Origin of the sequence: Burkholderia diffusa (assembly GCF_001718315.1) — a bacterium.
In the GTDB taxonomy this organism is placed as follows: Bacteria; Pseudomonadota; Gammaproteobacteria; order Burkholderiales; family Burkholderiaceae; genus Burkholderia; species Burkholderia diffusa_B.
The window spans coordinates 2,039,506-2,054,564 of record NZ_CP013363.1 but is presented as its reverse complement, the minus strand read 5'-3'; the positions used below and the strand labels follow the sequence as shown (position 1 = coordinate 2,054,564).

Annotated in this window: 12 protein-coding genes; 8 read left to right on the top strand and 4 right to left on the bottom strand. The window is 65.7% G+C overall.

The features are described from left to right. The first annotated feature begins 3 nt into the window (after positions 1-3). From WI26_RS24445 to WI26_RS24430, 4 genes are all read left to right on the top strand, one after another. The gene (locus tag WI26_RS24445; RefSeq protein WP_059537778.1) at positions 4-1,245 is read left to right on the top strand and encodes an aromatic ring-hydroxylating oxygenase subunit alpha; all 1,242 of its coding nucleotides are present in this window, start codon (positions 4-6) and stop codon (positions 1,243-1,245) included. A gap of 120 nt (positions 1,246-1,365) precedes the next feature. Next, positions 1,366-2,514 carry a hybrid-cluster NAD(P)-dependent oxidoreductase gene (locus WI26_RS24440; RefSeq protein WP_059537781.1) on the top strand — a complete coding sequence of 383 codons (1,149 nt, stop codon included), beginning with the start codon at positions 1,366-1,368 and terminating at the stop codon, positions 2,512-2,514. Positions 2,515-2,658: 144 nt separating this feature from the next. Next, positions 2,659-3,522: a glycine betaine ABC transporter substrate-binding protein gene (locus WI26_RS24435; RefSeq protein ID WP_059466843.1), complete on the top strand. Its 864-nt coding sequence runs from the start codon at positions 2,659-2,661 to the stop codon at positions 3,520-3,522. Between the two features lie 225 nt (positions 3,523-3,747). After that, positions 3,748-5,403: an APC family permease gene (locus tag WI26_RS24430; RefSeq protein WP_059466842.1), complete on the top strand. Its 1,656-nt coding sequence runs from the start codon at positions 3,748-3,750 to the stop codon at positions 5,401-5,403. A 134-nt stretch (positions 5,404-5,537) separates the two neighbouring features. Here the strand turns inward: WI26_RS24430 and WI26_RS24425 are convergent, their stop codons facing one another. After that, positions 5,538-6,425: a formyltetrahydrofolate deformylase gene (locus tag WI26_RS24425; protein WP_069227466.1), complete on the bottom strand. Its 888-nt coding sequence runs from the start codon at positions 6,423-6,425 to the stop codon at positions 5,538-5,540. Between the two features lie 255 nt (positions 6,426-6,680). Beyond that, positions 6,681-7,607, bottom strand: a complete 927-nt coding sequence (locus WI26_RS24420) for a choline sulfate utilization transcriptional regulator (RefSeq protein ID WP_081051594.1) — start codon at positions 7,605-7,607, stop codon at positions 6,681-6,683. A 202-nt stretch (positions 7,608-7,809) separates the two neighbouring features. Here WI26_RS24420 and betC point away from each other — a divergent pair, with 202 nt between their 5' ends. From betC to WI26_RS24400, 4 genes are all read left to right on the top strand, one after another. After that, positions 7,810-9,345, top strand: coding sequence for a choline-sulfatase (gene betC / locus WI26_RS24415; RefSeq protein ID WP_069227465.1), 1,536 nt, complete (start codon positions 7,810-7,812; stop codon positions 9,343-9,345). A 45-nt stretch (positions 9,346-9,390) separates the two neighbouring features. Next, the gene (choX, locus tag WI26_RS24410) at positions 9,391-10,359 is read left to right on the top strand and encodes a choline ABC transporter substrate-binding protein (protein ID WP_059511992.1); all 969 of its coding nucleotides are present in this window, start codon (positions 9,391-9,393) and stop codon (positions 10,357-10,359) included. A gap of 256 nt (positions 10,360-10,615) precedes the next feature. Continuing rightward, positions 10,616-11,755, top strand: coding sequence for a porin (locus tag WI26_RS24405; RefSeq protein WP_059537790.1), 1,140 nt, complete (start codon positions 10,616-10,618; stop codon positions 11,753-11,755). A 233-nt stretch (positions 11,756-11,988) separates the two neighbouring features. Then, complete coding sequence (locus tag WI26_RS24400) at positions 11,989-13,239, top strand: MFS transporter (RefSeq protein ID WP_069227464.1); 1,251 nt, start codon at positions 11,989-11,991, stop codon at positions 13,237-13,239. A gap of 6 nt (positions 13,240-13,245) precedes the next feature. Here the strand turns inward: WI26_RS24400 and WI26_RS24395 are convergent, their stop codons facing one another. Then, the gene (locus WI26_RS24395) at positions 13,246-13,608 is read right to left on the bottom strand and encodes a YbjQ family protein (protein ID WP_069227463.1); all 363 of its coding nucleotides are present in this window, start codon (positions 13,606-13,608) and stop codon (positions 13,246-13,248) included. A gap of 120 nt (positions 13,609-13,728) precedes the next feature. Further along, positions 13,729-14,982, bottom strand: a complete 1,254-nt coding sequence (locus tag WI26_RS24390) for a M20/M25/M40 family metallo-hydrolase (protein WP_069227462.1) — start codon at positions 14,980-14,982, stop codon at positions 13,729-13,731. Positions 14,983-15,059 lie beyond the last annotated feature (77 nt).

Genomic DNA, 15,059 nt, shown 5'->3' with positions numbered 1-15,059 from the left:
ACGATGAAAGTATCGGCAGACATTCGCGCACTGATCGAGCGACGCAAGGAAGGTTACAGCCTCGAGGCGCCGTTCTACACGAGCGAGGAAATCTTCGCCCTCGACATGGAGGCGATTTTCCGCCAGCACTGGATCCAGGTCGCGGTCGAACCGGACATTCCCGAGCCGGGCGACTACGTGACCGTGGAACTGGGCAGCGACTCGATCCTGATCGTGCGCGACGACGACATGGAAATCCGCGCGTTCCACAACGTGTGCCGTCACCGCGGCGCGCGCCTGTGCAACGAGGATAAAGGCTCGGTCGGCAACATCGTGTGCCCGTACCACAGCTGGACCTACAACCTGACGGGCCAGCTGATGTTCGCCGAGCACATGGGAGAGCAGTTCGACCGTTGCAAGCACAGCCTGAAGTCGGTGCACGTGCAGAACCTCGCGGGGCTGATCTTCGTTTGCCTCGCCGAGGAGCCGCCGGCCGATTTCGCGCAGCTGCGCGCCCAGATGGAGCCGTATCTGCTGCCGCACGATTTGCCGAACACGAAGATCGCCGCGCAGATCGACATCATCGAGGAAGGCAACTGGAAGCTCACGATGGAGAACAACCGCGAGTGCTATCACTGCGTCGCGAACCATCCGGAGCTGACAATCTCGCTGTATGAATACGGCTTCGGCTACCAGCGCTCCGACGCGAACGCCGAAGGCATGGACGCATTCGCGGAAACCTGCGTGCGCCGTGGCAAGGAGTGGGCCGAAATGGGCCTGCCGTCCGCGGAAATCGAAAAGCTGCTCGACGTGACGGGCTTCCGCACGCAGCGCCTGCCGCTGGACCGCAGCGGCGAATCGCAGACGCTCGACGCGAAGATCGCATCGAAGAAGCTCCTCGGCAAATTCGACCAGGCCGACCTTGGCGGCCTGTCGTTCTGGACGCAGCCGAACTCGTGGCACCACTTCATGAGCGATCACATCGTGACGTTCTCGGTGATTCCGCTGTCGGCCGGCAAGACGCTCGTGCGCACCAAGTGGCTCGTGCACAAGGATGCGAAGGAAGGCATCGACTACGACGTGAAGAACCTGACGGCCGTGTGGAACGCGACCAACGACCAGGACCGCGCACTCGTCGAATTCTCGCAGCGCGGCGCGACCAGCAGCGCGTACGAGCCGGGCCCGTATTCGCCGTACACGGAAGGTCTCGTCGAAAAATTCTCGGCCTGGTACATCGGCCGGCTCGCCGAAAAAACCGGCGCGTAGTACGTAGTAATCAGCGGAACAGCAAGCGGAGCTACAGATGAAACAACCCCCACGCTCACTTTGTTCGCTGCCCCCCGAGGGGGCGGTTAGCCTCCTTGGGGCGGCCCTGCGGAGGCTAACATGATGCGAGATGCGGCCAATTTCGAGCCGGCGGACAGCCGGGTTACGCACCCGGCGTTCTGGAGCGCGCTCCCCGAGCGCTGGACGAGCGACGTCGAGGAAACGCTGGTGTGCTGCCACGTGCGGCAGGAAACCCACGACGTGAAGAGCTTTTTCTTCCGTTCGCCGCAGGGCCGCACGTTCTCGTTCGAGCCCGGGCAGTTCATCACGCTTGAGCTCGACATCGAGGGCGAGACGATCAACCGGTGTTACACGATCTCGTCGTCGCCGGCGCGGCCGCACACGATCTCGATCACGGTCAAGCGCGTGCCGGGCGGCAAGGTGTCGAACTGGCTGCACGACAACCTGCAGCCGGGCGCGTCGGTCCGCGTGCTCGGCCCGGCCGGTGAATTCACGTGCGCGCGGCATCCGGCGCGCAAGTACCTGTTCCTGTCGGCCGGCTCGGGCGTCACGCCGCTGATGTCGATGAGCCGCGCACACCATGATCTCGCCGAGGATCGCGACATCCTGTTCGTGCACAGCGCGCGCACGCCGGACGACATCATCTTCGCGCGCGAACTCGATCTGATCGCGTCGAACCATACGAACTTCCGCACGTCGTTCGTCGTCGAGCGCGTCGGTGCGCGCACCAACTGGCCGGGCGTCACGGGCTTCCTGACGCTGCCGCTGCTGAAGCTGATCGCACCGGACTTCATGGAGCGCGAGATCTTCACGTGCGGCCCCGCGCCGTACATGAAGGCCGTGCGCGACCTCCTCGACGAAGCCGGCTTCGACCGCAAGCAGTATCACGAGGAAAGCTTCTCGTTCGAAACGCTCGCGCAGACGGCGAGCGACGACGTGCTCGCCGAGCTCGTGCCGGCCGCCGACGGCGCCGACGTCGCGACGAAGCAATACACGGTCAGCTTCGCGAAGAGCAACCGCGAGATTTCGTGCGGCTCGGAGCAGCACGTGCTCGATGCGGCGCGCCAGTCGGGCGTGCGGCTGCCGGCGTCGTGCACGCAGGGCATGTGCGGTACCTGCAAGGTGAAGCTCGTGTCGGGGCAAGTCGAGATGAAGCACAACGGCGGCATCCGCCAGCGGGAGATCGATCAGGGGATGGTGCTGCTGTGCTGCAGCAAGCCGCTGTCGGACCTCGTGATCGACAAGTAGTCGAGACAAGCCATCGCCGGTCCGGATGCGACGCGTCGCGTCGCCTTCGGACAAGCATCCGTCGTAAAACAACGATACCGCGGAATTGTGGTTGAAGAACCTAGAGAGACAACGCGCACGGTGCGCATTCCAAGGAGATCGACCATGAAGTTGTTCGGAAAGCTGTTGTGGACCGGCGCACTGTCGGCGATGGTGGCACTGAGCGCGTCGGCGCTCGCAGATACGAAGCCGACGCTGAAGATCGGTTACGTCGAAGGGTGGGACGACAGCGTCGCAACGTCGAACGTCGCGGCTCGCGTGATCGAGAAGAAGCTCGGCTACCAGGTCCAGCTCGTGCCGGTGGCTGCCGGGATCATGTGGCAGGGCGTAGCGCGCGGCGACCTCGACGCGACGCTCTCCGCATGGCTGCCGGTCACGCACGGCTCCTACTGGGGCGAATACAAGACGAAGGTCGTCGATCTCGGCGCGAACTTTCCTGACGCGAAGATCGGACTGATCGTCCCCGACTACGTGAAGGCGAAGAGCATCGACGATCTGAATGCCGAGAAAGGCAGCTTCGGCGGCCGGATCGTCGGCATCGACGCTGGCGCGGGCGTGATGCGCAAGACCGACGAAGCGATCAAGAGCTACGGCCTGAACTACACGCTGATGCCGAGCTCGGGCAGCGCGATGACGGCCGAACTGTCGCGATCCGTCGGCGCGAACAAGCCCGTGATCGTGACCGGCTGGGCGCCGCACTGGATGTTCGCGAAGTGGAAGCTGCGCTTCCTGGACGATCCGAAGAAGGTGTTCGGCGGCGCCGAGCACGTCGACAGCGTCGTGAACCCGCAGCTCGAAACGAAGGCGAAGCCGGTCGTCGCGTTCCTGAAGAAATTCCAGTGGAAGCCGGGCGAGATCGACAGCGTGATGCTCGCGATCCAGAACGGCTCGAAGCCGGAAGCCGCCGCCGATGCATGGATCGCGGCGCATGCCGATCGCGTGAATTCGTGGACTGAAGGCGCGCAGTAAAGACCGCGGCGATTCGTCGCGAGAATCATAAAAAAACAGACCGGGAATGTCTTGCAGGAATCCGAAATAATCCGGAATTCATGCGGGCATATCCCGGTTTTCTTTTACTGATTCTGCAAAAATGCGCGTAAGTTGTTACACTAGCGCCCTTGTGCGGAGTCATCTGCTTTGCATCGGACCAGAGTAAGCGCTGAAGCGCTAACTCTGATCGAGAGGAGGAATTGGATGAGTCAAGCAGGACTGCGTGCGAATCGCACCAGTGGTGTTGAGGCAACCATCTCACATGATTCGACGGGCCACACGCTGCATCGTGGCCTGACTTGGAAAGATGCCTTCTGGGTAACGAGCGGCGTGCCGGCAGGCGTGCTGTTCACGATCGGTGGCGTATGCGCGACGATCGGCCAGCCCGCGTGGGCGATTTGGATCGCCGCGATCACGATGGGGCTGATTCAAAGCGCGACTTATGCGGAAATATCGGGGCTATTTCCCCATAAATCGGGCGGTGCGTCGGTGTATGGCGCGATCGGCTGGGTTCGATACAGCAAACTGATTGCCCCGGTTTCCGTGTGGTGCAACTGGCTCGCGTGGTCGCCGATGCTTGCGCTCGGCTGCGGCCTCGCGGCGAGCTATGCGCTCACGAGTCTCTTTCCCGCCAATGCGGCGGTGCTGCACTGGCAGCTCAAGGTTGCGGATCTCGGCTTCATCAAGCCGGGTCTTTCCCTGCGAATCAACGCGACGTTCATCATCGCGACGATTCTGCTTCTCATCACGTTCAAACTGCAGCACAGCGGCGCGTCGAAGGCCGCACGCACGCAGCGCATTCTCGGCATCGCGTCGCTCACGCCGCTGTTGATCGTCGGCATCGTGCCCTTCGTCACCGGCGACGTGCCGATGTCGAATCTGCTCCCGTTGCTGCCGCTCGGTCATGATGCTCAAGGCAATCTCACGACCGCGACCTTCGGTTCGTGGAACGGGCAGGGCGTCACGATGGCGCTCGGTGCGATGTTCATGGCGGGCTGGGCGTCGTACGGTTTCGAGACGGCTGTCTGCTATACGCGTGAATTCCGCGATCCGCGTCGCGACACCGCGAAGGCGATCTTCTGGTCGGGCGCGCTGTGTCTCGTCGTGATGACGCTCGTGCCGATGGCGTTCCAGGGCGCGCTCGGCACGCAGGCGATGCTCGATCCGTCGATCGGCGACGGCACCGGCGTCGCGGCCGCGATGGCGAAGATCGTCGGCGGCGGCGCGTGGGTCGCGAACGCGGTCGTCGTGATGCTGATGCTGTCGATCCTGCTGATCGTGATGACGTCGATGATGGGCTCGTCGCGCACGCTGTACCAAGCGTCAGTCGACGGATGGCTGCCGAAGTATCTGTCGCACGTGAACGAGCACGGCTCGCCCACCCGAGCGATGTGGACCGATCTCGGCTTCAACCTCGTGTTGCTGATGATGTCGGACTACATGACGGTGCTGTCGATCTCGAACGTCTGCTACATGCTGTTCGTGTTCCTGAATCTTCAGTCGGGCTGGATTCACCGGATGGATCGCGGCAACTGGGATCGCCCGTTCCGCTGTCCGACCTGGCTGCTCGTCGCCGGTTCGATCTGCGGCTACGCGAACCTCGTCTATGTCGGCGCGGGTGCGAACCTGCAGGGCGAAGGCACGTTGCGCAACGGGCTGATCGCAATGCTGCTGATCGTGCCGGTGTTTCTCTATCGCCACTACTGGCAGGATCGCGGCCGTTTCCCCGCGCAGATGCAGCGCGACATGGAGCTCGAGGTGCCAAAGCGCGCGATGTGGCTGAACCTGATGCCGTATGCGGCGCTGGTCGGCGCGGCGCTCACGATCTGGCTGTCGTATTACTTCGCGTGGGTGAAGTAAGCCCGTAAGCGCGGCGAATCCGGACACCGCACCCGGAACCGTCGCGCGAGGCGCCGAACGCAATGCGATAAAAAACCCGACCGGCTGCTGCTGCCGGTCGGGTTTTTTGTTGGCCGCTCGCCGAAGCGATGCGTTTACGGAAACACCACCGTCCGGTCGCCGTTCAGGAACACGCGGCGCTCGATGAACGCCTTCACCGCGCGTGCGAGCGTGATGCATTCGACGTCGCGGCCGACCGCGAGCAGTTGCTCGGGACGCAGTGCATGATCGACGCGCTCCACCACCTGCTCGATGATCGGACCTTCGTCGAGATCGTCGGTCACGAAATGCGCGGTCGCGCCGATCAGCTTCACGCCGCGCGCGTGCGCCTGGTGATACGGTTTCGCGCCCTTGAAGCCGGGCAGGAACGAGTGATGGATGTTGATGGCGCGGTTCGCGAGCTTCGCGCTGGTTTCCTGCGACAGCACCTGCATGTAACGTGCGAGGATCACGAGCTCGGCGCCGCTCGATTCGAAGAAGTCGAGCCACTGCGCTTCCTGCTGCGCCTTGGTGTCGGCCGTGATCGGGAAATGGCGGAACGGCAGCCCGTGCTGTACGGCAAGCGGTTCGAAGTCCGGATGGTTCGACACGATGCCGACGATGTCCATCTTCAGCTCGCCCATCCGCCAGCGGAACAGCAGGTCGGCGAGGCAGTGCTCGAGCTTCGACACCATGATCAGCACCTTCGGGCGCGCGTTCACGTCGTGGATCGCCCATTGCGTGTCGCCTTCACCGCCGCCGCCGAGCGCGGTCGCGATCGGCCCGAACTCCTGGCGCAACGCGTCGATCTGTAGCGACTCATCCGTCGGATGAAACACGCAGCGCACGAAGAAGTGGTTGCTGAGATCGTCGTCGAACACGTTCAGCGCATCGACATAGCAGCGGTGGCGCTCGAGAAAGCCGACGACGGCGGCGACCTGGCCGGCCGCGCTCGGGCACGACAGCGTCAGGACGAATTGATCGGGGCGTGAGTCGGCGGTCATGTGATTCCTCGGATGTCTTGGGGGCGAACCCGCGCGGCGGCGCACCATGGCGTCGAGCTACGCGGGTAGCGGGAGACTCAAGTAAATCAGGACGTTTTTGGCGAGGATAGAACCAACCCGCCGTGTGGCTGGTATCGGCGCGTCAGTGCGGCCGAACGGAGCGGGGCTTCGGCGGGCCGGGCAGCGGGCGTCGGGCGGGACGGGCGCGGCGAGTCCAGCAAGTGTCAGGTGTGTATTCGCTTGCCGGAGCGCCGTTCACGCAGGTGCGCACGCATCCAGCAGCCAGCGACGGAACACGTGGGTCGCGTCCGGTTCGGGGCGCTGCGGCGGACGCACGAGGAAGTAGCCGCGCGACGTGACGACGGGTGCGTCGACGAGCTTCACGAGCTGCCCGGACGCAACGAGCTCGTCGACGAGCGGCGACCAGCCGAGCGCGACGCCCTCGCCGAGCAGCGCAGCATGGATCACGAGCGCATAGCTGTTGAAGGTCACGCCACGCGCGGCGGCGGGCGCGTCGAGGCCATGCGCGTCGAACCAGCCGGCCCACGACAGCCAGCGCTCGGGGCGCGTCGGCTGCACGTGCAGCAGCGGCAGCGCATGCAGATGGTCGGGCCGGGCGACGTGCGGGTGCGCGGCGCGGAACGCGGGCGAGCAGACGGGCGTGACTGATTCCGGAAAGAGCCGCGCGGCCGTGCACGACGGCCAGTGGCCGTCGCCGAACAGGATCGCGATGTCGGCGTGGTCGCGCTGCGCGTCGTAATCCTGTGACGTGACGACCCGCACGTCGACGTCCGGCATCACGCGTTTCAGGCCCGCGAGGCGCGGCATCAGCCAGTAGGTCGCGAAACCGAAATCCGTGACGATCGTGAGCGCGCCATGCTCGCGGCGCGCGCGCAGCGTCGCGGTGGCGCCGCGCAGCGTGTCGAGGCTTACCCGCACGGCTTCGTACAGGCACTGGCCGTCGCTCGTCAGCGTGACGCCGCGCGGGCTGCGCTCGAACAGCGGCACGCCGAGCTCCGCCTCGAGCTGGAACACCTGCTGGCTCACGGCCGGCTGCGTCGAGCCGAGCTCGCGCGCGGCGGCCGTGAAGCTCTGGAGACGGGCGGCCGATTCGAACGCGCGCAGCGCCTGCATCGACGGTAACGGTTCGGATTTCGACATAAGTCTCTCTAATGGCCTCATAAGGGCCGGACGCCTTCCCGCGCGAATTCGGGCGGGGGATAGTGATTCGGACGACACGGCACCGTGCCGGTCCTTCCGCGATTCTAGCCAGTCGCGGCCGGTGCGCGCGGCACTTTCTTCAGGCTGCGTCCGTCATGCTGGCTGCGTCGCTGCGCAAGCGTCGCGCCGTTCCGTTCGAACACCGATTTCCCCACGACCGCCGATGACGAACCCGACTCCCAACATCCTGATCCTGATGGCCGACCAGCTGACGCCGTTCGCGTTGCCAGCCTACGGCAATCGCGTCGCACGCACGCCGACGCTCGACCGGCTCGCGTCGCAAGGCGTGGTATTCGATGCCGCGTATTGCGCGAGCCCACTGTGCGCGCCGTCGCGTTTCTCGCTGCTGACCGGCAAGCTGCCGTCGGGTATCGGCGCCTACGATAACGCCGCCGAACTGCCGGCGCAAACGCTGACCTTCGCCCACTACCTGCGCGCGGGCGGCTACCGCACGATGCTGTCCGGCAAGATGCATTTCTGCGGGCCGGACCAACTGCACGGCTTCGAGGAGCGGCTGACGACCGACATCTATCCCGCCGACTTCGGCTGGGTGCCCGACTGGGATCGCCCGACCGAGCGGCCGAGCTGGTATCACAACATGAGCTCGGTGCTCGAGGCCGGCCCGTGCGTGCGCACGAACCAGCTCGACTTCGACGACGAGGTCACGTTCGCGGCGAAGCAGAAGCTGTACGACGTCGCGCGCGAGCGTGCCGCCGGGCATGACGAGCGACCGTTCTGCATGGTCGTCTCGCTGACGCATCCGCACGATCCGTACGCGATCACGCGCGAATACTGGGATCTGTACAACGACGACGAAATCGACATGCCGGCCGTGCGGCTCGATGCGGCCGACAGCGATCCGCATTCGCAGCGGCTGCGCTTCGTCTGCGAAAACGACCGCACGCCGCCCAGCGACACGCAGATCCGCGCCGCGCGCCGCGCGTACTATGGCGCGACGTCCTACGTCGACGCGCAATTCGGCAGCGTGCTGGCCGCGCTCGAGCAATGCGGGTTCGCCGACGACACGATCGTGATCGTCACGTCCGACCACGGCGACATGCTCGGCGAGCGCGGCCTCTGGTACAAGATGACGTTCTTCGAGGGCGGCTGCCGCGTGCCGTTGATCGTTCATGCGCCGGGCCGCTTCGATGCCGCGCGGGTACGCGGGCCCGTGTCGCACGTCGACCTGCTGCCGACGCTCGTCGAGCTGGCCGGCGCGGCGCCCGCCGGCGCTTGGCCGGACCCGGTCGACGGCGCGAGCCTCGTGCCGCATCTGCGTGGCGCACCGGCGCACGACGTCGCGCTGGGCGAGTATCTCGCTGAAGGGGCGGTCGCGCCGGTCGTGATGATCCGCCGCGGCGACTGGAAGTACGTGCATTGCCCGGCCGACCCCGACCAGCTCTACAACCTCGCCGACGATCCGCGCGAGCGTACGAACCTGGCCGGCCTGCCCGAAGCCGCCGACATGCTCGCCGCCTTCCGCGCGGAGGCCGCGCGGCGCTGGAACCTGCCGGAACTCGACGCCCAGGTGCGCGCGAGCCAGCGGCGGCGCCGGTTCCATTACGCGGCGACGACGCAGGGGCGCATCCAGGCATGGGACTGGCAGCCGTTTACCGATGCGAGCCAGCGCTACATGCGCAATCACATCGAACTCGACACGCTCGAAGCGATGGCGCGCTTTCCGCGCGTCGGGCGCTGAACGGTCCGCATCGCGGTCATTGACGAACGACGGAGGAAGCGAATCATGAAACGACAATGCAATGCAGCAATCCGGAGGCTCGGCGCGGCGCTCGCCGCGACCGCGTGCGTGGTGGCGATGCAGTCGGCGCACGCCGCCGATCCGCAAACGTGTCGCGACGTGAAGATGGCGGCGCCCGGCTGGACCGACATCGACGCGACGAATGCGATGGCCGGCGTCGTGCTGAAGGCGCTCGGCTACCGGCAGGACGTCGCGAACCTGTCGGTGCCGATCACGTACCAGGGCTTGAAGAAAGGGCAGGTCGACGTGTTCCTCGGCAACTGGATGCCCGCGCAGGCGCCGCTCGTGAAGCCGTTCGTCGACGAGAAGTCGATCGACGTGCTGCACGCGAACCTCAGCGGCGCGAAGTTCACGCTGGCCGTGCCCGACTACGTCGCGGCGGCCGGCGTGCATACATTCGCCGATCTCGCGCGCTACGCGGACCGCTTCGGCGGCAAGATCTACGGGATCGAGCCCGGCGCGCCCGCGAACCAGAACATCAAGCGGATGCTGTCCGACCACGCGCTCGGGTCCGCGAACTGGTCTCTCGTCGAATCGAGCGAGACGGGGATGCTCACGCAGGTCGAGCGCGCGGTGCGGGACAAGCGCTGGATTGTCTTCCTCGCGTGGGAGCCGCACCTGATGAACACGAAATTCCACCTGACCTACCTGTCGGGCGGCGATGCGTATTTCGGCCCGAACTATGGCGGCGCGACGGTCAACACGGTGACGCGCCCCGGCTTTGCCGGCCAGTGCGCGAATCTGGCGCGGCTGTTCCGGCAGATGACGTTCTCCGTGGACGTCGAGAACCGGATGATCGCCGACATGCTCGACAACAAGACGTCGCCCGCGCTGGCGGCGCAGCACGTGCTGAAAGCCGATCCGGCGCTCGTCGAGGGCTGGCTGGACGGCGTCACGACCGCATCCGGCACGCCGGCCCTGCCGGCCGTACGCGCCGCGCTCGATGCCCGCTGACCTGCCTTCGGGCGGCCGGCTTTTGCCGTGCCGCCCGTCTCCGTGTTTTCCCGACCAGTCGCATCAAGACCATTTGGTGTCGCCTTCAGACGGGTGACCTGAAATATGGGTTTGTATTTTTCGCCAATGGCTGCGTTATTGCGGAAAACGAAATGCCGAAGCCAGCGGATGTACCGAATTCGAATCAGCCGGCGTATTGCTGTGCGCGCCAGGCCACGGTTCTTTCCATCGAAGGGTTCAGGGAGGGTGGTCGACAATGAAGCAAAAGAAAGTTGCCGTAGCCGCCGCGCTGGCATGCGCGGCCTGTATTCCCGCCATCGGCCATGCGCAGAGCAGCGTGACGCTGTACGGGATTCTCGACGCGGGCATTACGTACGTGAACAACACGGGCGGTTCGCATGTGGTCAAGTTCGATGACGGCGTCGCCTACGGGAACCGTTTCGGCCTGAAAGGCACGGAAGATCTGGGCGGCGGCCTGAAGGCCGTGTTCGCGCTCGAGAGCGGCTTCCACTTGGGCAACGGGCAGCTCGGGTTCGGCGGGGCGGAGTTCGGGCGGCAGGCTTATGTCGGTCTCCAGAACGACTGGGGCACGCTGTCGTTCGGCAACCAGCTGGACATCACCAACGAGCTCGTGTCGATCTACAACATCTCGGCATGGGGCAGCGGCTACGCGATCCACCAGGGCGACTTCGACCGCTTCAACGGCGACCGCCTGCCGAACTCGGTCAAGTTCCTGTCGAACGACCTGAGCGGCTTCAAGTTCGGCGCGATGTACTCGTTCGGCAACGTCGCCGGCAACTTCCATCGCAACAGCGCATGGAGCGCGGGCGCAAGCTACACGAAGGGCGACTTCTCGATCGGCGCCGCGTACACGCGCCTGAACAACCCGAACGGCATCTATGCGTTCGACCCGTACGCGATGATCGGCACGCATACGTTCCTCGGCCAGCAGACCGTGACCGTCGATCCGGCGACCGGCGCGCGCACCGACCTGTTCGCGAACACCGCGATGGACGTCGACAGCCAGGGCACGTTCGGCATCGGCACGAGCTACACGATCGGCAAGCTGTCGCTCGACGCGAACTTCTCGTACACGACGATCAAGGGCTTCGGCCAGTCGTCGCACATGCAGGTTTATGAAGGCGGCGGCATGTACCAGTTCACGCCGGCACTGAGCTTCATCGCGGGCTACCAGCACACGCGTTTCGAAGGTCACCACTGGAACCAGGGCACGGCCGGCCTGCACTACCTGCTGTCGAAGCGCACCGATGTGTACATCTCCGGCGATTACCTGCGTGCTTCGCAAGGTGTCGATGCGGTGATCGGCTACAGCTTCACGCCGTCGACGACGCAGACGCAGGCCGACGTGCGGATCGGGATGCGGCATTCGTTCTGAGCGGGGCGGGTAATTCTTTCGACGTCTTCAGCGAGGTCTCTCTTTGGCGCGAACCGCGGTTCGCGCTTTTTTTTTTTGCGCGTTGTTCGGATGCGAATCGGTATCGGGCGGTGCGATATGCGCGGGCCCTGTGCCCAACGGGCAGGCATCGGGCGGGATTGGGGCGGTTGAAGCTATCATCGCGGTTTGGCCGCATTGCGCAACGCCGGCCCTTCTTCGATGACATCCGTCCGATGACCGCCCCGTTACCCGAATCCCGTTCGCCGTCGCCGTTACCCGCCAACCTGTTTCGCCACGCGCCGTTCCAGCGCTTCTGGGGCACGCGCGTAATGTCGTCGCTCGCGTTCCAGATCCTCTCGGTCGCGATCGGCTGGTACGTCTATGCGCTCACGCACAGCGCGTTCGCGCTCGGTCTCGTCGGGCTCGCGCAGTTCGTGCCGATGTTCGCGCTGACGCTCGTGGTCGGGCAGGTGGCCGACCGCTACGATCGCCGGCGCATCGCGACGATCTGCCAGGGCGTCGAGGCGCTGGCCGCCGGCGTGTTCCTGCTCGGCGCCGCGAAAGGGTGGCTCGTCGCACCGGGCGTGTATGCGCTCGCGGCGATCGTCGGCACCGCGCGCGCGTTCGAATCGCCGTCGGTGTCGTCGCTGCTGCCGGCCGTCGTGCCGCGCGGCGACCTGCCGCGTGCGACCGCGCTGTCGACGTCCGCGAACCAGGCCGCGCAGATTCTCGGGCCGGCGTTTGGCGGCCTCCTGTATGGCGTCGGCGCGCCCGCCGCGTTCGGTACGAGCGTCGTCGCGTTCGCAATCGCGGCGGTGCTGAGCGGTACGATTCCGCTGCGCAGCGCGCCGCCCGCGCGCGAGCCGGTCACATTGCGTTCGGTGTTTTCCGGTATCGCGTTCATCCGGCGCGAACCGGCGATCCTCGGTGCGTTGTCGCTCGACCTGTTCGCGGTGCTGTTCGGCGGCGCGACCGCGCTGTTGCCGATCTACGCGCGCGACATCCTGCAGGTCGGGCCGTGGGGGCTCGGCGCATTGCGCGCGGCGCCCGCGGTCGGTGCACTCGCGGGCACGCTGTGGCTCACGCGTTTTCCGTTGAAGGGGCGGCCGGGCCGCGCGATGTTCGGCGGCGTGATCGCGTTCGGTATCGCAACGATCGTGTTCGGGCTGTCGCGGCATTTCGCGGTGTCGCTCATTGCGCTGGCGGCATTGGGGGCGTCGGACGTGGTGAGCGTCGTCGTGCGCCTGTCGCTCGTGCAGCTGCGTACCCCCGACGACATGCTCGGCCGCGTGAGCGCGGTCAACTCGCTGTTCATCGGTACGTCGAACCAGCTCGGCGAATTCGAATCGGGCGTAACGGCGGCGTGGTGGGGCGCGCCGGCTGCGATCGTGATCGGCGGCGCAGCGACGATCGCCGTCGCGCTGACGTGGATGAAGCTGTTTCCTCAGCTCACCAACATGAAGTCGCTCGAACGCGACGTGTGATGCGCGTCACGCGTCCGGCGCCACGCGCACGGCCGTACCGTAGCAGATGACTTCCGTCACGCCCGACCCGATCTCGGTCGAGTCGTAGCGCATGGCGACGATCGCGTTCGCGCCGAGCTTGCGTGCGTCGGCGAGCATCTTGTCGAATGCCTGCTCGCGCGCCTTCTCGCACAGCGACGTATAGAGCGTGATGTTGCCGCCGAAGATGGTTTGCAGCGCCGCGCCGAACGAGCCGACGATCGAGCGCGAACGCACGACGATGCCCTGCGCGACGCCGAGCGAACGGACGGTCGTGTGGCCGGGCAGGTCGAACGCGGTCGTGACGCGTTCGGGCGAGAGATCGTCGGCAGAGCGGGAGAAGTCGGTCATGGCGGTGCGCCGTGTCGCGGAAGTGATCGAACGACGATTCTATCCGGAACGGGAAACGCGCTTCGACCGGACGCGCACGATGCGCGTCCGCCCGATGAATCTCGAGGCGGCGAGACCCGGTCAGCGCTTGACGGTCGTGCTGCCGTCACCGCCAAGATCGACCGCATAGGCGAGCGCCAGCTTGCCGAACTTCAGCGCGTGGTTCGCCTGCCGGTCCGAATTCTCCAGCGTGTCGTTCACGGTATGGATATACGGGCTGTCGTTCTGGTCGGCCTCGAACGGGAACGACGCCGGGTAGCCCTGCGCATTCCACGACGCGTGGTCCGAACATGCATACCCGCACTGCGACGTGCCGACCGCGAGTTCCGGTAAATAGGTCTTCGCCAGGTTCGTCAGGTAGGTGTTCTGCGCGGCGTTCGTGTAGTCGGTGATCAGGTAGATGTCTTTCGGATCGCCCTTGTAGTTGGTCATGTCCAGTTGCAGCACGCCGACCACGTTCGCATTCTGCGTGCGGAACTGCTTCGCGATCGCCTTCGATCCGAGCAGCCCGGCTTCCTCGGCCGCGTAACCGACGAACTTGATCGTCCGCTTCGGCCGGTAGCCGTTCGCGAGCAGCACGCGCAGCGCTTCGGTCAGGCTGGCGATGCCGGACGCATCGTCGTCGGCGCCGGGCGAGCGCGTGTTTTCCGTCGTGCGGGCGACCGTCGAATCGAGGTGGCCGCCCAGCACGACCGTGCCGGCGGCCGGATCGTTGCCGCGGATCGTCAGGATCACCGATTTCTGCGGAAAGCCCGTATGCGCGAACTGCTCGACGGCGATGTCGCTGCGCGAGCCGGCCAGTTGCTTCCACTGCAGCGCGAGCCAGTCCGAGGCAGCGACGCCGTGCGACGTCGTGTAGTAGCGATTCGTGAAACCCGACAACGACGTGATCGTGCCGGCGATGTTGCTGGCTTGCAGTTGCTGAATCCAGGTCTTGATCTGCGGCGCGTTCGACACCGCGTAGGCGGTCGCGGCGGCCTGTTTCGCGAGCGCGGCGGGTGCCGGCTGCAATGCCCGGCGCGCGTCGTCGAACGAGTCATGCACGATGTAGCCGGGCCCGTGGCCACGCGCATGGTGTACCGCATGGGCGAGTTCGCCGAGCCGCGCATCGTCGATCTCGACGACGTGCACGGTTTCGCGGCGCGTGGCGCCGTCGGGTGTTTTGCCGGCGTCCACCGTCGTGCTGTACTGCGCGGTCGCGCTCGCATCGATGCGTTGAAGCTGGCGGAAAGCGGTGTCGCCGAGCGTGATCCACACCGGCGTCGCGTGCGCGGCGGCGGTCAGCAGCATGCCGCTCAGCGCGGCGCTCAGGCGGGTCAATGTCAGAGTAGGCATGTTCGATCTCGTGAGGATGGCGATGTCGAGGAAGAGGGCGCGCCGCAGGTCGTGCGACGCCCCCCGCCTGCTGCGGA

Coding starts and splice junctions, on each gene's coding strand:
- WI26_RS24445 (WP_059537778.1), top strand. CDS start 4: ATGAAAGTATCGGCAGACATTCGCGCACTGATCGAGCGACGCAAGGAA.
- WI26_RS24440 (WP_059537781.1), top strand. CDS start 1,366: ATGATGCGAGATGCGGCCAATTTCGAGCCGGCGGACAGCCGGGTTACG.
- WI26_RS24435 (WP_059466843.1), top strand. CDS start 2,659: ATGAAGTTGTTCGGAAAGCTGTTGTGGACCGGCGCACTGTCGGCGATG.
- WI26_RS24430 (WP_059466842.1), top strand. CDS start 3,748: ATGAGTCAAGCAGGACTGCGTGCGAATCGCACCAGTGGTGTTGAGGCA.
- WI26_RS24425 (WP_069227466.1), bottom strand. CDS start 6,425: ATGACCGCCGACTCACGCCCCGATCAATTCGTCCTGACGCTGTCGTGC.
- WI26_RS24420 (WP_081051594.1), bottom strand. CDS start 7,607: ATGAGGCCATTAGAGAGACTTATGTCGAAATCCGAACCGTTACCGTCG.
- betC (WP_069227465.1), top strand. CDS start 7,810: ATGACGAACCCGACTCCCAACATCCTGATCCTGATGGCCGACCAGCTG.
- choX (WP_059511992.1), top strand. CDS start 9,391: ATGAAACGACAATGCAATGCAGCAATCCGGAGGCTCGGCGCGGCGCTC.
- WI26_RS24405 (WP_059537790.1), top strand. CDS start 10,616: ATGAAGCAAAAGAAAGTTGCCGTAGCCGCCGCGCTGGCATGCGCGGCC.
- WI26_RS24400 (WP_069227464.1), top strand. CDS start 11,989: ATGACCGCCCCGTTACCCGAATCCCGTTCGCCGTCGCCGTTACCCGCC.
- WI26_RS24395 (WP_069227463.1), bottom strand. CDS start 13,608: ATGACCGACTTCTCCCGCTCTGCCGACGATCTCTCGCCCGAACGCGTC.
- WI26_RS24390 (WP_069227462.1), bottom strand. CDS start 14,982: ATGCCTACTCTGACATTGACCCGCCTGAGCGCCGCGCTGAGCGGCATG.